This is a genomic window from Streptomyces griseoloalbus (assembly GCA_014650015.1).
GTDB classification, from domain to species: Bacteria; Actinomycetota; Actinomycetes; order Streptomycetales; family Streptomycetaceae; genus Streptomyces; species Streptomyces griseoloalbus.
The window spans coordinates 102897-120785 of record BMUD01000005.1 but is presented as its reverse complement, the minus strand read 5'-3'; the positions used below and the strand labels follow the sequence as shown (position 1 = coordinate 120785).

Here is a 17889-nt window from a genome sequence, read left to right as displayed (position 1 = left end):
CTGCCGTGTCTCCCTCACGGCAGCACCCGTCAGCCGCTTACTTCTCCGGGCTGCAGAGGATCGTGCACATCGAGGTGCAGGCACAGGTCTTGGTGACCTGGCAGGTGACGCGGGTGCAGATCGTGCGGGTCGCGATGGTGGAGATGGACATCGGGGTGTCCTGGCCGTTGGGGCTGGTCGGCGTGGAGACCCGGGCGTCGAGGTCGAAGACGTCGGACATGGCAATTCCTTCCGGTCCGGTGAACGCCCAGTCACCTCACGCGGCTGGGCGGCGCCGGGCTCGTGCCCGGCACGGGGCAGAACACTGCCGGAAGGTCATCGCGGTCGCTATTGGCTCCCGCGACAGTATCGACGGCCCCCGCCGCCCCACCCGTTCGTCACCGCACCCGCCGTCGGGTCCCGCGTCCGCACGGAGTGATCCGGGCCAGAATGCGCCGTCCCGCCGAGCGCGGCCGCACCCGCGCCGGGACCCCACGCTTCCGGGGCATCCGCTTACCGCCGGACACGTCGCCGCACCGGTCCGCGACGCACCTCGCGGCGCCGCCCCCGCCCATGACCCCGGCAGGTCGTACGCCCCCTCCGCCGGCGGACATGACCTCGGGCACCTCGACGGACCGGCCGCATCGGACTGGCTTGTTTTGGCCACCCCGCTGCGAAGAGTCGGCCGAATCCGGGTCAAGAACAGGTAACGTCAGTGAATTGAACGAGCATTCGCATCGGCAGCCCGCCATGACCACCGGCTCTCGTACAAGGCCGGGCGCGGGCGCCGGGGCACCATGACGTAACAGGGGGATGAAGCCGTCATGCGTTCACAATTTGTCATGCCCGATTGGACACAAGTGCTGCATCGTGTCCCCAGCCTGACGAGCCGCGAGCTGGAAGTCTTCGAGCTCCTGGCCTACGGATCCACCAACGCGGAAATATCCGAGCACCTGGTCGTCACCGAGCGCACTGTCCGTGCGCACACGGGGAGCATCCTGTCCAAACTGGGCCTTCGGTCCCGCCTGACAGCCAGCCTCGCCGCCTTCGCGTACACCCAGAAAGTCGCCCTTCCACCAGGAAACGCGGAGGCGAGCGCCAGTCCGAAAATGGACCTGCGGAAGAAGGACCTGACAAGAAAACAGGAATACCGCCACCGCCCCGGCACGGGAAGAGACCAGGGCCCCGACTTCGACCCGTCGGCCCACTTCTGACCTGCGGCTCTGCTGGACCGGCGACGTGGTGGCACGTCACCCGCCCCACAACGAAGCGGAACCCCACCACGTCGCCGCGCCCTGCGGAACCACGACCCCACCCGCCAGCCGCTCACACCGGCCAGGCGGTCAGCAGATCGCCGGGACCGTAGGCGGCATCGAGCCCGGGGCAGTCGACTCCGGCGCGTGATACCGCCATGACGGGAACGGGGTCGCCGGTGAGGGCGGCCCGGTGCCGATGCAGAGCGGCCAGGTCGTGCCGGTCGAAGGGCGACCGCTCCAGCCACTTGATGGAGCCGACGAAGAGCAGCTCCTTGGCAAGAGGAGCGCGGTCCGCCCCGACGATGTCGATCTCGACGTCGTTGGTGCGGGTCCAGTAGCCGCCGACTGCGGACGCCGCGGGGAGCCGGTCGTCGGGCAGGATCCGGGCGAGGGCCTCCCGCACGAGCGGCTCGATCGCCCGGCCGCGCCAGCTGGTCCAGCTCTCCCGGATCCGCGCCAGGGTCAGATCGCCCCGGCCCCGCTCGATCTCCTCCATGAAGGGGCCGAGCAGGTGCAGCCAGAACCGCAGATAGGGATCGGTCACCCGGTAGCGGCGATCCTTCGACGGACGCAGCGACACGGGCAGCTCCGCGGCAACGATCCGCTTGTCCGTGAGCAGCCCCAGGGCTCGCTGCAACGGCGCGGCGCCGACCCCGCCGGCCGCACGGCCGATGTTGGTGAAGGTCCGCTCGCCACTGCCGATGGCCGCCAGTACCGCACGCGCCTGAGCCTGCGGGGGGAACTCGGCCGCCAGCGAGCGCTCGGCCGACACCAACAGGGCGGAGACCGGATCACTCAGCGCCTCGCCGAGGAAGTCCCACAGCCCCGCGCCGTGCGGCCACTCCGCGCAGATCAGCGGCAACCCGCCGGTGACCAGCGCGGCGTCGAAGGCTTCCGCCGGGTCCAGCCCGAGCATCCGCCCCACCTCGGCGGGGTTCAGCGGCCCGAGCACCATTTCCCGGCCGCGCTGGTGGAAGGGCCGCCCATAGCTGTTCAGGGCCTCCATCATCGACAGATCGGAGCCGATGAGGACCAGCAGCACCGGCTTGGCCTCCAGCACCCGGTCCCAGGCCCGTTGCAGCATCCCCTCGAAGGCGCCGTCGGCGTCCATCAGATACGGCACCTCGTCGATGACCAGCACACTCGTCCGGTCGTCGGGCAGCGTCGCGGCCAGTACATCGAACGCGGCGTCCCAGCTCTCCGGCCGCGCGGCGGCCACCAGCCCCGCCAGCGGCAGCGTCGACGCCTGGGCGTCCCGGGCCAGCCGCGCCAGGTCATCCCCAGGGGACGCACCGGTCGCCGCGTAGAACAGGAACGGGGCTCCGGAACGCTCGGCGAACCGCTCGACCAGCCGTGACTTCCCCACCCGGCGCCGCCCACGCAACATCACGCACCGGCCGGGCCGCTCCCCGCCGACCCCTGCCGCCACCTTCCGCAGCTCCCGCTCCAGCGTCGCCAGCTCCTGCCGACGCCCGACAAACTCCACCACGCCCGCCGACCTCCATCATACTAATCTCAATGTTAGTAACATTAAGGTTAGTAACCTAGCCAGGGTGGCTTGTGATCACAAGACGCCGACCCGATGTCCCGTGCGTTCGAGTGAGGCCGGTACCGCGTTGCAAACCGATCGGACCCGAGATCGCCGAAGTACGGCCGCTCCGCCCCGGCAGAAGAAGGCAACGGGCAACCCCGCCGAACCTCGGTTCTTGAGGCACACCTCATGCCAAACTCGTTCTCGCATGCGAAGCGAAACCGCTCCGTCACGAAGAGTGCGGGCCGGTTTTCGCGTCGATCGACCGACGAACGTCGAACGAAAGCTCGCCCGTGAGGGCGCATGGCTCTCGCGGCCGCTGTTCAAGGGGGTATGTGGTGAGCAAGCGGACGGGGCGAGGCCATGGCTGCCGATGTGACGCTGGCCCTCGCCCCCGCCGACCGCGAGCGCCTGCGGAAGTTGAAGGACCTTCGCAAGGACGAAGAGGTCTGGGAGTACGAGCGTCAGCACGAGCGCAACAAGCGGCGCTATCTCGGTGACGACGTGCTCAAGAGCGTGGGAACTGCCGTGGTGTGGTGGCTGGCCCGTCACGAGAACGAGATCGAGAAGGCGGTCGACATGATCGGTCCTCTCGCCCGGATCGCGGCGGCGGCCAACGGCGAGGAGGTCCCCGAACTTTTCCGCCACCTGCTCGTCCCGCCCGTGGGCACGCGCAGCGAAGCGACCGCCGGGGGGCCGATCTGGAAACGGATAGCCCAAGGGGCCCAGCCCCCACGGGCCGGACCCCTTCGACCCGGGTTTTCGTCAGGTCGGTGGCGTGATGGTGGGGACGCAGGCTACACGTTGAAGCGGAACTCCACCACGTCGCCGTCCTGCATGACGTAGTCCTTGCCCTCCATGCGGGCCTTGCCCTTGGCGCGGGCCTCGGTGACCGAGCCGGTTTCGACCAGGTCGGCGAAGGAGATGACCTCCGCCTTGATGAAGCCCTTCTGGAAGTCGGTGTGGATGACACCGGCGGCCTCGGGGGCGGTGGCGCCCTTCTTGATGGTCCAGGCGCGGGATTCCTTCGGGCCGGCCGTGAGGTAGGTCTGCAGGCCGAGGGTGCGGAAACCGACGTGGGCGAGGGTGGCGAGGCCGGGCTCCTCGGCGCCGACCGACTCCAGGAGCTCGAGGGCGTCCTCCTCGTCCAGCTCGGCGAGGTCCGCCTCCAGCTTGGCGTTGAGGAAGATCGCCTCGGCGGGGGCGACCAGGGCGCGCTGCTCGTTCTTGAAGTCCTCGTCGACCAGCTCGTCCTCGTCGACGTTGAAGACGTAGAGGAAGGGCTTGGTGGTGAGCAGGTGCAGGTCGTGCAGGAGCTCGCTGCGCTCGGTGCCCTGGACGATGCCGTGCGCGAAGAGCGTGTCGCCCTTCTCCAGGATCTCCTTCGCCTCCTCGACCGCCTTGACCTTGGGCGCGATGTCCTTCTTGATCCGCGACTCCTTCTGCAGGCGCGGCAGGACCTTCTCGATGGTCTGGAGGTCGGCGAGGATCAGCTCGGTGTTGATCGTCTCGATGTCGTCCTTCGGCGAGACCTTGCCGTCGACATGGACGACGTTCTCGTCCTTGAAAGCCCGGATGACCTGGCAGATCGCGTCGGACTCGCGAATGTTCGCCAGGAACTTGTTGCCGAGCCCCTCGCCCTCGCTGGCGCCGCGCACGATGCCGGCGATGTCGACGAAGTCGACCGTGGCCGGGAGGATGCGCTGGGAGCCGAAGATCTCCGCCAGCTTGGTGAGGCGGGCGTCGGGGACGCCCACGACGCCGACGTTCGGCTCGATCGTGGCGAACGGGTAGTTGGCCGCCAGCACGTCGTTCTTGGTCAGGGCGTTGAACAGGGTCGACTTGCCGACATTCGGCAGACCGACGATTCCGATCGTGAGCGACACGTTGCGACTTCCCGTACGTGAGGTTGGGGGACGAGGACCGGCCGACGGGGCTGCGTGGGCCGATCCACCAGTCTACGGCTTGCCCGCGACCGCCCCGCCGATGTATCGAACGCATGGCCGTACTCGAGTCCTCGGCGTGTCTGACGGACTGTTCGGCACATAAAACGACCTAAGTTGGTCCAGTGGAGCAACACAGGACGCGACCCGCACAGTACGGACCGCGACGTGACACGGTGCCCCGGCCGCCCAAGCAGCCCAAGCCGTCCAGGTCGCCCGAGCCGCCGCTGCCCCCGCAGGCCGGGCCGGCGGCGGGCGGCGGGGTCGCGCGGTCCGCCCGGCCCGCCGCTGCGCCGGTGCGCCGGCCCGCTCCCCCGCCCGCGGCCCGGCGGCTGCCCAGCCCGCGGCTCACCGGACTGGGCGGCGGCCTGTTCTGCGGGCTGCTGATGCTCGCGCTCGGGCTGCTGACCGAGGTGCTGTTCGGGGGCTCCCAGACCGTGTACGGCGTGCTGTTCCTGCCGGTGTGCGCACTGACCGCGGTGTGGCTGCGCGAGGGCGACCTGCTCACCGCGCCCATCGTCGTGCCGATCGCCTTCGCCCTGGGGCTGGCCCCGATCGCCGACGAGGGCGGGGGCGGCACGTCCGGCGGGCTGATGGGCATGGTGACGGGCCTCGCCACGCAGGCCGGGTGGCTCTACGGCGGGACGCTCGTCGCGGGCCTGATCGTGCTGGTGCGCAGGATGCGCCGGGTGCGCATGGTCAACCGGCGCATCGCGCGAAACCGTCCCGCCCGGGGCTCGGACGCCCGGGGCTGAGACAGGAAAGGCGGCTACGAGCCCGTCGCCGCCCGCATCGCCGCTCCCACGATGCCCGCGTTGTTCTGCAGCTCGGCCGGGACGATCTCCGCCTTGATGCCCTCGATGTGGTGCAGGAACTTGTGGGACTTGCGGCTGACGCCGCCGCCGATGACGAACAGCTCGGGCGAGAACAGCATCTCCACGTGGGCCAGGTACTTCTGCACCCGTTCCGCCCACTCCTCCCACGACAGGTCGTGGTCCTCCCTGGCCTTGCTGGAGGCCCGCTTCTCCGCGTCGTGGCCGTGCAGCTCCAGATGGCCCAGCTCGGTGTTGGGGACGAGGACGCCGTCCACGAACACCGCGCTGCCGATGCCGGTGCCGAAGGTCAGCAGGATGACCGTGCCCCGGCGCTGGCGTCCGGCGCCGAAGTGCATCTCCGCGACGCCCGCCGCGTCCGCGTCGTTCACCACCGTCACCGGCAGGCCGCCGAGGCGGTCGCCGAGCAGTACGCGCGCGTCGGTGTCGATCCAGCTCTTGTCGACGTTGGCCGCCGTACGGATCGTGGTGCCGCCGGTGACGACGCCCGGGAAGGTGACCCCGACCGGCCCCGTCCAGCCGAAGTGGTCGACGACCTGCTTGACGCCGTCGGCCACCGCGTCCGGTGTGGCGGGGTGCGGGGTGAGGACCTTGCAGCGCTCCTGCGCCAGGTCCCCCCTGTCCAGGTCGACCGGGGCACCCTTGATCCCGGACCCGCCGATGTCCACACCGAAGATCTGCATGGCACCACGTTACGACGGACGACCGACGGTCACGGACTCGATCACCGTGACCGCCACCGTCGCACCACCGTCACCGCGCGGAATCCTCACCGGCCCCCGTGCCGCCACGCCCGGCCGCCAGGGCGGCAGCCTCCTCGCGCAGATCGCGGCGGAGCTCCTTCGGCAGGGAGAAGATGATGGACTCCTCGGCCGCCTTGACGAGTTCGACGTCCTCGAAACCGCGCTCGGACAGCCACTGCAGGACCTGCTCGACAAGGATCTCCGGTACCGAGGCACCGGAGGTGACACCGACCGTGGAGACGCCCTCAAGCCAGGCCTCGTCGATCTCGTCGGCGAAGTCCACCAGGTGGGCCGCGCGGGCGCCGGCGAGCTTGGCGACCTCCACCAGCCGCTTGGAGTTGGAGGAGTTGCGGGAGCCGACGACGATCACCAGGTCCGCCTCGGCGCCCATCTGCTTGACCGCGAGCTGGCGGTTCTGCGTGGCGTAGCAGATGTCGTCGCTCGGCGGGGAGATCAGCCCGGGGAACTTCTCCTTCAGGGCGTCGACGGTCTCCATGGTCTCGTCGACCGACAGGGTGGTCTGGGAGAGCCAGACGACCTTGGACGGGTCGCGGACCTCGACCTTGGCGACGTCCTCGGGGCCGTCGACGAGCTGGATGTGCTCGGGGGCCTCACCGGAGGTGCCGATGACCTCCTCGTGGCCCTCGTGCCCGATCAGGAGGATGTCGTAGTCCTCCTTGGCGAACCGGACCGCTTCCTTGTGCACCTTGGTGACCAGCGGGCAGGTGGCGTCGATGGTGGCGAGCCGGCCGCGCTCGGCCTCCTCGTGGACGACGGGGGCGACGCCGTGCGCGGAGAACATGACGATGTTGCCCGGGGGGACCTCCTCCGTCCGTTCGACGAAGACGGCGCCCTTCTTCTCCAGGGTCTGCACGACGTACTTGTTGTGGACGATCTCGTGCCGGACGTAGACGGGAGCCCCGTACTGCTCCAGGGCCTTCTCGACGGCGATCACGGCGCGGTCCACACCCGCGCAGTAGCCACGGGGGGCGGCGAGCAGGACACGGCGGCCAGGCGAAGCGGTCATGCGTCCCATCGTAAGGCCGCTTCCGGGGGCGCGGTCACGGTGCGTTGTCGGTGCGGCGCACTACCCTCGCGGCATGGCTGTCAACACGTCTGCGGAAGCGCCCCTGCCCGTCGGTGAGGTGTCGCGGCTCATCGGGGGGTGGATCGACCGGCTCGGCGCGGTGTGGGTCGAGGGGCAGATCACCCAGCTGTCGCGGCGGCCGGGCGCCGGGGTGGTGTTCCTGACGCTGCGGGACCCGTCGTACGACATCTCCGTGGGCGTGACCTGTTACCGGCAGGTCTTCGACGCCGTGGCGGACGTCGTGAGCGAGGGCGCGCGGGTGGTGGTGCACTGCAAGCCGGAGTGGTACGCGCCGCGCGGGCAGCTGTCGCTGCGCGCCGCCGAGATCAGGCCGGTCGGGGTCGGTGAGCTGCTGGCGCGGCTGGAGCAGCTGAAGAAGTCCCTCGCGCGGGAGGGACTGTTCGCGCCGGAGCGCAAGAAGCCGCTGCCGTTCCTGCCGCAGCTGATCGGGCTGGTGTGCGGGCGCGCCTCGGCGGCCGAGCGGGACGTGCTGGAGAACGCCCGGCACCGCTGGCCGGCCGTGCGCTTCGAGGTGCGCAATGTGCCCGTGCAGGGGGTGCACGCCGTGCCGCAGGTCGTCCAGGCCGTGAAGGAACTGGACGCGATCGACGACGTGGACGTGATCATCGTGGCCCGGGGCGGCGGCAGCGTGGAGGATCTGCTGCCGTTCTCGGACGAGCAGCTGGTCCGGGCCGTGGCGGCGTGCCGCACGCCGGTCGTCTCCGCGATCGGGCACGAGCCGGACAACCCGCTGCTGGACCATGTCGCCGATCTGCGCGCCTCCACGCCGACCGACGCCGCCAAGAAGGTGGTGCCGGACGTGGGTGAGGAGTACGAGCGGGTGCGGATGCTGCGCGACCGCGCGCGGCGCTGTGTCCAGGGGCTGCTGGAGAGGGAGGAGCGCGGGCTGGCCCAGGCGCTGGCCCGGCCCTCGATACAGGATCCGCACCGGATGATCGACGCCCGGGCCGAGGAGGTCACGGCGCTGCTGGAGCGGGGCCGGCGCTGTCTGCGGCACCAGTTGGACCGGGCCGACTCCGAGCTGACGCACACGCACGCGCGCGTGGTGGCCCTGTCCCCCGCCGCGACCCTGAAGCGGGGGTACGCCGTGCTGCAGCGGGCGGACGGGCAAGCGGTGCGCGCTCCGGGCGAGGTGGAGGCCGGTGAGGCCTTGCGGGCGCGGGTGTCCGAGGGCGAGTTCACCGTCAGAGTCGATGCGTAGGGTGGGCGGATGACCGGCAAGACGGAGCAGACGACGGTGGCGGCGGCCGAGGCACTCGGATACGAGCAGGCGCGCGACGAGCTGATCGAGGTCGTACGGCGGCTCGAGGCGGGCGGTACGACGCTGGAGGAGTCCCTCGCCCTCTGGGAGCGGGGCGAGGAGCTGGCCAAGGTGTGCCGGCGCTGGCTCGACGGGGCGCGGGCCCGCCTGGACGCGGCGCTCGCGCAGGAGGCGGGGGACTCTGGGGAGACCGAGTAGGGCGCGCGCGCCGAGCGGGGCGGGCGGGGCACGCACAACAGGCGGAGCGGGCAGGACCGGCAGGGGAACAGAACCGGCAGGGTCGGCTGTGAAGTGGATCACCACACCCCGGGTTTAGTTGAGCATTGAACTTCACCGCGCGTAGGGTCGAGTCCGTCAACCGGTTCTGGTTCCCGCACGGATTCCCGGGCCGACGTACCCCCCGAGAAGGTTCACGCATGTCTCTCGTTCTTGACCCCGCCGCCCAGGACCTGCTGTTCCGCGAGGCGCGCACCGCCAACACGTTCACCGACGAACCGGTGACGGACGAGCAGGTGCGGGCGATCTACGACCTGGTCAAGTACGGCCCGACCGCTTTCAACCAGTCGCCGCTGCGCGTCACGCTGGTCCGCTCCCCCGAGGCCCGCGAGCGCCTCGTCCAGCACATGGCCGAGGGCAACCGGCCCAAGACGGCCACCGCCCCGCTGGTCGCGATCCTTTCGGCGGACAACGAGTTCCACCAGGAGCTGCCGCAGCTCTTCCCGCACTTCCCGCAGGCCAAGGACGCCTTCTTCAGCGAGCGCCCGGCGCGTGAGGGCGCCGCCGCGCTGAACGCCGCCCTCCAGGCCGCGTACTTCATCATCGGCGTGCGCGCCGCGGGCCTGGCCGCCGGACCGATGACCGGCCTCGACTTCGAGGGCGTCCGCAAGGAGTTCCTCGACGACGACCACACCCCGCTGATGGTCGTCAACATCGGCCGTCCGGGGCCGGACGCCTGGTTCCCGCGCTCGCCGCGCCTGGAGTACGAGCAGGTCATCACCACCGTCTGAGCCCGAGCACGGCGCACACGGGGCGGGGCCCCGTCGGATCAGCGGATCCGACGGGGCCCCGCCCCATGCGTTCGCGACGCCTACGCGCTCACTCGGTGCGCAGCGCCCCGGCCATGGTCGCCAGCTGCCCGAACGACCCGGTGCCCGTCACCACGGTGGTCGAACCCTCGGTACCCTCCAGCACCAGCGCGTCGTAGTGCTCGCCCTCGTAGCGCGTCCAGGTCCGGCCGTCGATCCGCTGGGTGGTCCCGCTCTTCTCGGCGCCCTGGGTCGTGTCCTCGATGAAGGGCGACCGCTTGCCCGCAGACTGCTCGACCGCCACGTACTCCCCGTCGGGGGCGTGGAAGCCGAGGTGCCAGGCGTCGGCCTCCTCGCCCCGGAAGCGGACGGAGGTGGGCTTCCACGCCTCGGGCAGACCCACGGGGGCGGCCACGGGGTAGGAGGCGGCCCGGCGGGCCGTGAGCAGGTCGACCCGGTAGTCGACCCGCTTGATGTCGGGTTCGCCGTCCTCGTGCGGGATGAACAGCCAGACCACTCCCGCCGCGAGCACGATCAGGGCCAGGGAAAGGATCATGTCCCGGGCCGTTTTCTGCATGCTGCTCGTACCTGCCACGCCCCCTATCGTCGCAGGTACCCGAAGCGCTCATCCGTGGGGGCCCCTGCTCATTTTGTCTGCCTAACGATAGAGTCGTGCCCAACCCTCATCCGGCCGTCGTCGTACAGAAAGGTGCGCTCCGATGACCGAACACCATCACTTGCCGTCCGAGCTCGATGTGCCCTCCGAGGCACCCGACCGCAACCTCGCCCTGGAGCTCGTGCGGGTCACCGAGGCCGCGGCGATGGCCGCGGGCCGCTGGGTAGGGCGCGGTGACAAGAACGGCGCGGACGGCGCCGCGGTGCGCGCCATGCGCACCCTCGTCTCCACCGTCTCGATGAACGGCGTCGTCGTCATCGGCGAGGGCGAGAAGGACGAAGCCCCGATGCTCTTCAACGGGGAGCGCGTGGGCGACGGGACCGGCCCCGAGTGCGACATCGCCGTCGACCCGATCGACGGCACCACGCTGACCGCCAAGGGCATGACGAACGCCATCGCGGTGCTGGCCGCCGCCGAGCGCGGCTCGATGTTCGACCCGTCGGCCGTGTTCTACATGGACAAGCTGGTCACCGGCCCGGAGGCCGCCGACTTCGTCGACATCAACGCGCCGGTGAACGTGAACATCCGCCGGGTCGCCAAGGCCAAGCGGGTCACGCCGGAGGACGTCACCGTGGTGATCCTCGACCGGCCCCGGCACGAGGGCATCATCCAGGAGATCCGGGAGACCGGCGCCCGCATCAAGCTGATCTCCGACGGCGACGTGGCCGGCTCGATCCTCGCGCTGCGCGAGGGCACCGGCATCGACCTGCTGCTCGGCGTGGGCGGCACCCCCGAGGGCATCATCTCGGCGTGCGCCGTGAAGTGCCTGGGCGGCACCATCCAGGGCAAGCTGTGGCCCAAGGACGACGAGGAGCGGCAGCGGGCGATCGACGCGGGGCACGACCTCGACCGTGTCCTGACCACCGACGACCTCGTCTCCGGGGAGAACGTGTTCTTCGTGGCGACCGGGATCACCGACGGCGAACTGCTGCGGGGCGTGCGGTACCGGCCGGAGACCGCTACGACCGACTCGATCGTGATGCGGTCGAAGTCGGGCACGGTGCGCAGGATCGATTCCGAGCATCGGCTGAGCAAGCTGCGCGCTTACAGCGCGGTCGATTTCGATCGGGCCAAGTGACGTCGCACAGGTGCGCCGCGGCGCCGGGGGCGCGCGGTGCGCGGGCGGCTGCGGGTGGTCCGTGGCCGGTCGCACGGTTCCCCGCGCCCGCGGGGCGCTGATCCCACCCGGCGTCGCGAAGGGCACCCTCTGTGCGGAGAGGGTGCCCTTTCGCCTGCCTACGACTAACCCGCCGCCGCTATGCGGCCGGAGCGGGAGGCCTTCTTCAGTTCCACCTCGCGGCGCCTGCGGCGGGCCAGGACCACGCGGCGCTCGGCGGCGGTGAGGCCGCCCCAGACGCCGTAGGGCTCGGGCTGGAGCAGGGCGTGCTCGCGGCACTCGACCATCACCGGGCAGCGGGCGCAGACCCGCTTGGCCGCCTCCTCGCGGGAGAGCCGCGCGGCGGTGGGTTCCTTCGAGGGGGCGAAGAACAGCCCCGCCTCGTCGCGCCGGCACACCGCCTCGGTGTGCCAGGGGGCGTCCTGGTCCCTGTCCCGCGCTGCCGCTCGCCGGACCGGAACGGCGGCTACCTGCAGGGACGAATGCGGCGGTTGCAGCACGGGTCTACTCCTGACGACGGCTTCGCGAGCGAGAGACGATGCAGCAAGGCTTACCCGATGTACGCGCGCCTATGCACTGAGTCCCCAACGGGGCGCGCTCGCGACGCTGTCACGAGGTCAGTGGCCCAGATGCCCGCGCCTGCTCCTGTCGGTCTTGCGCCGCGCCTTGTCGAGGATGTCCGCCACGAACCTGCCGCGCCTGGGCCGCGCCTCGATGCTCCCGAGCACCGCCCAGCCGTCGACGTAGACCACCGGTGCCTCGGCGTCGGTCGCGTCGAGCGTGTCCGCCTCGAAACTGCCGAGCACGCCGCCGCCCATGCCGCGCAGCGACACGTTCTCCGGGACGCGGATGTCCACGCTGCCGAAGACGGCGAACGCCTTGATCACGACCTGCTGATGGTCGAAGAGCGCCTCGCTGAGGTCGATGTCGACGCTGCCGAAGACCGCGTACGCGTGGATGCGGCGGCCGGTCCGCCAGCGGCCCTTGCGGGAGGCCGCGCTGAACACCGCGACCACGTTGTCATCGGGGTCCATCGGGATCGCGCCCGCGGTGGGGCGGCTGGGCGCGGAGGCGTGGGCCGGGCGCCGCTGATGGGCTATCGGCAGGTCCCGGACGAACACGTCCAGCTCCCCGACCGTCTTGGCGGCCAGCACGCCCTCGACGCGCTCGGCGTGCTCGTCGGCGGTCAGGCGGCCCTCGGCGAGGGCCTCGCGCAGGAGGTCGGCGATACGGTCCCGGTCGGCGTCGGAGGCGCGCAGTTCGGCCGTCCGCGCTGCCGTGTCCGGCTGCTGGGCGTGCTTCTGGAGGTCCACGGCAGCAGCCTACCCAAACGCGATAGATCGCGACTACCCTCCGGCACGGACAACTGAGGACAACCTCACAGACTCGCCGCCGACGGCAGGTTCTAGGCTGGTGAACGCCCGCCGACGGAGGCGGGCGGTCTTCTGTCGAGTGAGGAATGGGCGAGATGCCTGAGTTCGAGTACGCCGATCTGCTCCCCATGGGAGAGGACACCACCCCCTACCGGCTGGTGACCTCCGAAGGTGTCTCCACCTTCGAGGCCGACGGGCGGACCTTCCTCAAGGTGGAGCCGGAGGCGCTGCGCAAGCTCGCCGAGGAGGCCATCCACGACATCCAGCACTATCTGCGCCCCGCCCACCTCGCCCAGCTGCGCCGCATCATCGACGACCCCGAGGCCTCGTCGAACGACAAGTTCGTCGCCCTGGACCTGCTGAAGAACGCGAACATCGCGGCGGCCGGTGTGCTCCCGATGTGCCAGGACACCGGCACGGCGATCGTCATGGGCAAGCGCGGCCAGAACGTGCTGACGCGGGGCCGTGACGAGGAGGCCCTGTCCCGGGGCATCTACGACGCGTACAAGAACCTGAACCTGCGCTACTCGCAGATGGCGCCGCTGACCATGTGGGAGGAGAAGAACACCGGTTCCAACCTCCCGGCGCAGATCGAGCTGTACGCGACCGACGGCGGCGCCTACAAGTTCCTGTTCATGGCCAAGGGCGGCGGCTCCGCCAACAAGTCGTTCCTGTACCAGGAGACGAAGGCGGTCCTGAACGAGTCCTCCATGATGAAGTTCCTGGAGGAGAAGATCCGTTCGCTGGGTACGGCCGCCTGTCCGCCGTACCACCTGGCGATCGTCGTGGGCGGTACGTCGGCCGAGTACGCGCTGAAGACCGCCAAGTACGCCTCCGCCCACTACCTGGACGAGATCCCGTCCGAGGGGTCCGAGCTGGGCCACGGCTTCCGCGACAAGGAGCTGGAGGAGAAGGTCTTCGAGCTGACGCAGAAGATCGGTATCGGCGCGCAGTTCGGCGGCAAGTACTTCTGCCACGACGTGCGGGTGGTGCGGCTGCCGCGGCACGGGGCGTCCTGCCCGGTCGCGATCGCCGTCTCCTGCTCCGCCGACCGCCAGGCCGTCGCGAAGATCACCGCCGAGGGCGTCTTCCTGGAGCAGCTGGAGACGGACCCGGCGCGGTTCCTGCCGGAGACGACCGAGGAGCACCTCGACGAGTCCGGTGACGTCGTGAGGATCGACCTCAACCAGCCGATGGACGACATCCTCGCGGAGCTCACCAAGTACCCGGTGAAGACCCGGCTGTCGCTGACCGGTCCGCTGGTCGTGGCGCGTGACATCGCGCACGCCAAGATCAAGGAGCGGCTGGACGCGGGCGAGGAGATGCCGCAGTACCTGAAGGACCACCCGGTCTACTACGCCGGCCCCGCGAAGACGCCGGAGGGGTACGCGTCCGGGTCCTTCGGGCCGACGACGGCCGGGCGCATGGACTCCTACGTGGAGCAGTTCCAGGCGGCGGGCGGCTCCCGGGTGATGCTGGCCAAGGGCAACCGGAGCAAGCAGGTCACCGACGCGTGTGACGCGCACGGCGGGTTCTACCTGGGCTCCATCGGCGGGCCGGCGGCGCGGCTGGCGCAGGACTGCATCAAGAAGGTCGAGGTCGTCGAGTACGAGGAGCTCGGCATGGAGGCGGTCTGGAAGATCGAGGTCGAGGACTTCCCCGCGTTCATCGTCGTGGACGACAAGGGCAACGACTTCTTCCAGGACCCGGCGCCGCAGCCGACGTTCACGAGCATTCCGGTGCGGGGGCCGGGGCTGGCGTAAGCGTCCGACGGGGGCGGCGGGGGCGGTTCTCGCTCCCCGCCGCCCTTTTCCGTCCCGTCCTCCGGGGGCTGTGCCCCGGAGGACGGGAGCTGTGCCCCGGAGGACCCTTCCGGCCCTGAACGGGCCTTGCCCTCGGACGCCGGACGGGCCGGCCACAGTGTCCGTATAGCGGAATGTCTGTGCTTCTTTCGGACAACCTGGCCGCTGCCCTGCCCGTTGCGTTGACTGTCTCCCCCGCCGCTGTGAGTCTTCTCGCCGCTTGAACATGCGCATGCCATGAGTGGCTCACCCCACCGCCCTCTCCCGGAGGAGACAAGGTGATACGAAGATTCGCCGTGGCGAGCGTCTCGCTCGCTGTCGTGCTCGGCTGCGGAACGCTCCCCGCCGTGGCCGCCGACTCCGTACCCGCCGCGGTCACCGCCGCCGCGCCCGACGTCGACGTGACCAAGGTGAAGGGACACCTCAACGAACTGAGCGCCATCGCCGGGCGGAACGGCGGCAACCGCCGGTCCACCGGCCAGGGATACCGCGACTCCGTCGCCTATGTGAAGGGCAGGCTGCAGGCCGCCGGTTACACCGTCACCGAGCAGCCCTGCACCTCCGGCTGCACCAGCGGGGCCGGGCCCAACCTGATCGCCGAGTGGCCGCAGGGCGACGCCGCCAACGTGTACATGTTCGGCGCCCACCTCGACGGCGTGTCGGCGGGACCCGGCATGAACGACAACGGCTCCGGCTCGGCCGCCCTGCTCGAGAACGCCCTGACGCTGGCGCAGCAGAACCCCACCCTGCGCAACCGGGTCCGCTTCGCCTGGTGGACCGACGAGGAGCAGGGCCTCAACGGGTCCGACTTCTACGTCCGTTCGCTGTCGTCGGCCGACCGCGCGAAGATCAAGGCGTACTACAACTTCGACATGATCGCCTCCACCAACGGCGGCTACTTCGTCAACCACATCACCTCGTCGGCCGCCGCGCCGATGAAGGCGTACTGGGACTCGCTCGGCCTGCGGCCCGAGGAGAACACCGAGGGTGCCGGGCGCAGCGACGACTACTCCTTCGAGCAGTACGGCATCCCGACCTCCGGCTACGCGATGGGCGCCAGCGCCCGCAAGACGTCCGCGCAGGCCTCGAAGTGGGGCGGTACGGCCGGTTCCGCCTACGACCCCTGCTACCACCGGTCGTGCGACACCCTCACCAACATCAACACCACCGGCCTCGACCGCGCGTCCGACGGCATCGCGTACACCATCTGGCAGCGGGCCGTCCTGGCCGAGACCGGTGGCTGCGACACCGCCGGTGCCGTCGCCAACGGCGGGTTCGAGAGCGGCACCGCGCCGTGGACCGGGGACACCGGCAGCATCGGTGCCCGGTCGGGGCAGTCCGCCCACACCGGGACCCGGTTCGCCTGGCTGGCGGGGTACGGCTCCACGCGCACCGAGTCGATCAGCCAGACGGTGACCGTGCCGGCCGGGTGCACCCGGGCGACGCTGAACTACTGGCTGCGCATCGACACCGACGAGTCCGGCTCGACGCCGTACGACAGGTTCACGGTGAAGGCCGACGGCACCACGCTCGCCACGCTGTCCAACGCCGACGCCGGCAGCGGCTACGTGCAGCGCTCGGTCGACCTGACGGCGTACGCGGGCCGGACGGTGACCCTGGCGTTCACCGGCACCGAGGACTCCTCGCTGCAGACCGGCTTCGTCGTCGACGACGTGTCGCTGCAGAGCGGCTGACCACCCCCCACGGGGTTCTCCGCCCCGCCGTGCTCCTCGTGCGGCGGGGCGGAGGCCGTTTCGGGAATACGCTCGTCCGACGCCGCTGCTGTGCATCTTCGGAGGTAACACGATGACGACCACGGACGACGACCGGCACTACCGCGTCGAGCACGACTCCATGGGCGAGGTGAGGGTTCCGGCCGACGCCAAGTGGCGCGCACAGACCCAGCGCGCCGTGGAGAACTTCCCGGTCTCCGGTCAGCGCCTCGAACGGGCCCACATCGAGGCCCTGGCCCGTATCAAGGGGGCCGCGGCCAAGGTGAACGCCCGTCTCGGTGTGCTGGACAAGGACATCGCCGAGGCGATCCAGGAGGCGGCCGCCGAGGTCGCCGAGGGCCGGTGGGACGAGCACTTCCCGGTCGACGTGTTCCAGACCGGGTCCGGGACCTCGTCCAACATGAACACCAACGAGGTCGTCGCCACCCTCGCCACCGAGCGGCTCGGGCGGGACGTGCACCCCAACGACCACGTCAACGCCTCGCAGTCGTCCAACGACGTCTTCCCGTCGTCCCTCCACATCGCCGCCACCGCGGCCGTCACCCGCGATCTGATCCCGGCCCTGGACCACCTGGCGGCCTCGCTGGAGCGCAAGGCCGAGGAGTTCGCCGACGTGGTGAAGTCCGGGCGGACGCACCTCATGGACGCCACACCCGTGACGCTGGGCCAGGAGTTCGGCGGATACGCGGCCCAGGTGCGGTACGGGGTCGAGCGGCTGAACGCCTCCCTGCCGCGCCTGGCCGAGCTGCCGCTGGGCGGGACCGCCGTCGGCACCGGCATCAACACCCCGCCGGGATTCTCCGCCGCCGTCATCGAGGAGGTCGCCCGGGCCACCGGGCTGCCGCTGACCGAGGCGCGCGACCACTTCGAGGCGCAGGGCGCCCGGGACGGCATCGTCGAGACCAGCGGGCAGCTGCGGACCATCGCCGTCGGACTGACGAAGATCGCCAACGATCTGCGGTGGATGTCCTCCGGACCGCGCACGGGCCTCGCGGAGATCAGCCTGCCCGACCTCCAGCCCGGCTCCTCGATCATGCCCGGCAAGGTCAACCCGGTCGTCCCGGAGGCCGTGCTCATGGTGTGCGCGCAGGTGACCGGCAACGACGCGACCGTCGCCACCGCCGGCGCCTCGGGCAACTTCGAGCTCAACGTGATGCTGCCGGTCATCGCGAAGAACGTGCTGGAATCGGTGCGGCTGCTCGCCAACGTCTCCCGGCTGCTCGCCGACCGCACGGTCGACGGCATCGTCGCCCACCGCGAACGGGCCCGGGAGTACGCGGAGTCCTCGCCGTCCGTGGTCACCCCGCTCAACAAGTACATCGGCTACGAGGAGGCCGCCAAGGTCGCCAAGAAGTCGCTGGCCGAGCGGAAGACCATCCGTCAGGTGGTCCTGGAGGGCGGTTACGTCGAGCGCGGCGACCTCACCGTCGAGCAGCTCGACGAGGCGCTCGATGTCCTGCGGATGACGCGCCCGTAAAGCCTCGCGCGCCGGGCGTGAACCGTGACGGA

Annotated in this window: 17 protein-coding genes and 1 pseudogene; 10 read left to right on the top strand and 8 right to left on the bottom strand. The window is 70.4% G+C overall.

Going from position 1 to position 17889, the window contains the following annotated elements; translation table 11 throughout:
• Window positions 1–37: 37 nt before the first annotated feature.
• A complete protein-coding gene (locus tag IE178_RS09540; RefSeq protein WP_184761289.1) occupies window positions 38–220 on the bottom strand; it encodes an FDLD family class I lanthipeptide in 183 nt (60 codons plus the stop codon).
• Between the two features lie 601 nt (window positions 221–821).
• Between IE178_RS09540 and IE178_RS09535 the strand changes: the two genes are divergently transcribed.
• On the top strand, window positions 822–1193 hold the full coding sequence (locus IE178_RS09535) for a LuxR C-terminal-related transcriptional regulator (RefSeq protein WP_318279937.1): 372 nt from the start codon (window positions 822–824) through the stop codon (window positions 1191–1193).
• A gap of 112 nt (window positions 1194–1305) precedes the next feature.
• On the opposite strand, the gene IE178_RS09530 is transcribed toward IE178_RS09535, so the two are convergent.
• Window positions 1306–2724 carry an ATP-binding protein gene (locus IE178_RS09530; RefSeq protein ID WP_193511943.1) on the bottom strand — a complete coding sequence of 473 codons (1419 nt, stop codon included), beginning with the start codon at window positions 2722–2724 and terminating at the stop codon, window positions 1306–1308.
• A gap of 387 nt (window positions 2725–3111) precedes the next feature.
• Between IE178_RS09530 and IE178_RS09525 the strand changes: the two are divergent.
• Window positions 3112–3471: pseudogene (locus IE178_RS09525) on the top strand (hypothetical protein); the annotation flags it as partial.
• A gap of 92 nt (window positions 3472–3563) precedes the next feature.
• Here the strand turns inward: IE178_RS09525 and ychF are convergent.
• Complete coding sequence (gene ychF, locus IE178_RS09520) at window positions 3564–4652, bottom strand: redox-regulated ATPase YchF (RefSeq protein ID WP_184761278.1); 1089 nt, start codon at window positions 4650–4652, stop codon at window positions 3564–3566.
• Window positions 4653–4834: 182 nt separating this feature from the next.
• Between ychF and IE178_RS09515 the strand changes: the two genes are divergently transcribed.
• Complete coding sequence (locus IE178_RS09515) at window positions 4835–5464, top strand: DUF6542 domain-containing protein (RefSeq protein WP_193511942.1); 630 nt, start codon at window positions 4835–4837, stop codon at window positions 5462–5464.
• Window positions 5465–5478: 14 nt separating this feature from the next.
• Here IE178_RS09515 and ppgK read toward each other — a convergent pair whose 3' ends face one another.
• On the bottom strand, window positions 5479–6225 hold the full coding sequence (gene ppgK, locus IE178_RS09510; protein ID WP_193511941.1) for a polyphosphate--glucose phosphotransferase: 747 nt from the start codon (window positions 6223–6225) through the stop codon (window positions 5479–5481).
• Window positions 6226–6295: 70 nt separating this feature from the next.
• Window positions 6296–7321 carry a 4-hydroxy-3-methylbut-2-enyl diphosphate reductase gene (locus IE178_RS09505; protein WP_184761275.1) on the bottom strand — a complete coding sequence of 342 codons (1026 nt, stop codon included), beginning with the start codon at window positions 7319–7321 and terminating at the stop codon, window positions 6296–6298.
• 64 nt (window positions 7322–7385) lie between these two features.
• Between IE178_RS09505 and xseA the strand changes: the two genes are divergently transcribed.
• From xseA to IE178_RS09490, 3 genes are all read left to right on the top strand, one after another.
• Window positions 7386–8594 carry an exodeoxyribonuclease VII large subunit gene (gene xseA / locus IE178_RS09500; protein WP_193511940.1) on the top strand — a complete coding sequence of 403 codons (1209 nt, stop codon included), beginning with the start codon at window positions 7386–7388 and terminating at the stop codon, window positions 8592–8594.
• A gap of 9 nt (window positions 8595–8603) precedes the next feature.
• Window positions 8604–8852, top strand: coding sequence for an exodeoxyribonuclease VII small subunit (locus tag IE178_RS09495; RefSeq protein WP_184761273.1), 249 nt, complete (start codon window positions 8604–8606; stop codon window positions 8850–8852).
• Window positions 8853–9070: 218 nt separating this feature from the next.
• Window positions 9071–9661 carry a malonic semialdehyde reductase gene (locus IE178_RS09490; RefSeq protein WP_193511939.1) on the top strand — a complete coding sequence of 197 codons (591 nt, stop codon included), beginning with the start codon at window positions 9071–9073 and terminating at the stop codon, window positions 9659–9661.
• Window positions 9662–9749: 88 nt separating this feature from the next.
• On the opposite strand, the gene IE178_RS09485 is transcribed toward IE178_RS09490, so the two are convergent.
• The gene (locus IE178_RS09485; RefSeq protein ID WP_184761329.1) at window positions 9750–10256 is read right to left on the bottom strand and encodes a DUF4245 domain-containing protein; all 507 of its coding nucleotides are present in this window, start codon (window positions 10254–10256) and stop codon (window positions 9750–9752) included.
• A 142-nt stretch (window positions 10257–10398) separates the two neighbouring features.
• On the opposite strand from IE178_RS09485, the gene glpX reads away from it, so the two are divergent.
• Complete coding sequence (gene glpX, locus IE178_RS09480; RefSeq protein WP_145867449.1) at window positions 10399–11433, top strand: class II fructose-bisphosphatase; 1035 nt, start codon at window positions 10399–10401, stop codon at window positions 11431–11433.
• A gap of 164 nt (window positions 11434–11597) precedes the next feature.
• On the opposite strand, the gene IE178_RS09475 is transcribed toward glpX, so the two are convergent.
• Window positions 11598–11972 (bottom strand): WhiB family transcriptional regulator, encoded by a 375-nt coding sequence (locus IE178_RS09475; protein ID WP_193511938.1) that lies wholly within the window; start codon window positions 11970–11972, stop codon window positions 11598–11600.
• A gap of 117 nt (window positions 11973–12089) precedes the next feature.
• The gene (locus tag IE178_RS09470) at window positions 12090–12785 is read right to left on the bottom strand and encodes a DUF1707 SHOCT-like domain-containing protein (protein ID WP_184761270.1); all 696 of its coding nucleotides are present in this window, start codon (window positions 12783–12785) and stop codon (window positions 12090–12092) included.
• Between the two features lie 146 nt (window positions 12786–12931).
• Between IE178_RS09470 and IE178_RS09465 the strand changes: the two genes are divergently transcribed.
• From IE178_RS09465 to IE178_RS09455, 3 genes are all read left to right on the top strand, one after another.
• Window positions 12932–14608: a fumarate hydratase gene (locus IE178_RS09465; protein WP_318279935.1), complete on the top strand. Its 1677-nt coding sequence runs from the start codon at window positions 12932–12934 to the stop codon at window positions 14606–14608.
• Window positions 14609–14925: 317 nt separating this feature from the next.
• Entirely contained in the window at window positions 14926–16341 is a 1416-nt protein-coding gene (locus IE178_RS09460; protein ID WP_193511936.1) for a M20/M25/M40 family metallo-hydrolase, read from the top strand.
• Between the two features lie 112 nt (window positions 16342–16453).
• Window positions 16454–17857: a class II fumarate hydratase gene (locus IE178_RS09455; RefSeq protein WP_184761267.1), complete on the top strand. Its 1404-nt coding sequence runs from the start codon at window positions 16454–16456 to the stop codon at window positions 17855–17857.
• Window positions 17858–17889 lie beyond the last annotated feature (32 nt).

Bases quoted from the DNA above. Each gene is read 5' to 3' on its own strand.
- xseA (WP_193511940.1), top strand. From the start codon at position 7,386: ATGGCTGTCAACACGTCTGCGGAAGCGCCCCTGCCCGTCGGTGAGGTG.
- IE178_RS09495 (WP_184761273.1), top strand. From the start codon at position 8,604: ATGACCGGCAAGACGGAGCAGACGACGGTGGCGGCGGCCGAGGCACTC.
- IE178_RS09490 (WP_193511939.1), top strand. From the start codon at position 9,071: ATGTCTCTCGTTCTTGACCCCGCCGCCCAGGACCTGCTGTTCCGCGAG.
- IE178_RS09485 (WP_184761329.1), bottom strand. From the start codon at position 10,256: ATGCAGAAAACGGCCCGGGACATGATCCTTTCCCTGGCCCTGATCGTG.
- ppgK (WP_193511941.1), bottom strand. From the start codon at position 6,225: ATGCAGATCTTCGGTGTGGACATCGGCGGGTCCGGGATCAAGGGTGCC.
- IE178_RS09535 (WP_318279937.1), top strand. From the start codon at position 822: ATGCCCGATTGGACACAAGTGCTGCATCGTGTCCCCAGCCTGACGAGC.
- IE178_RS09455 (WP_184761267.1), top strand. From the start codon at position 16,454: ATGACGACCACGGACGACGACCGGCACTACCGCGTCGAGCACGACTCC.
- IE178_RS09540 (WP_184761289.1), bottom strand. From the start codon at position 220: ATGTCCGACGTCTTCGACCTCGACGCCCGGGTCTCCACGCCGACCAGC.
- glpX (WP_145867449.1), top strand. From the start codon at position 10,399: ATGACCGAACACCATCACTTGCCGTCCGAGCTCGATGTGCCCTCCGAG.
- IE178_RS09505 (WP_184761275.1), bottom strand. From the start codon at position 7,321: ATGGGACGCATGACCGCTTCGCCTGGCCGCCGTGTCCTGCTCGCCGCC.
- IE178_RS09465 (WP_318279935.1), top strand. From the start codon at position 12,932: ATGGGCGAGATGCCTGAGTTCGAGTACGCCGATCTGCTCCCCATGGGA.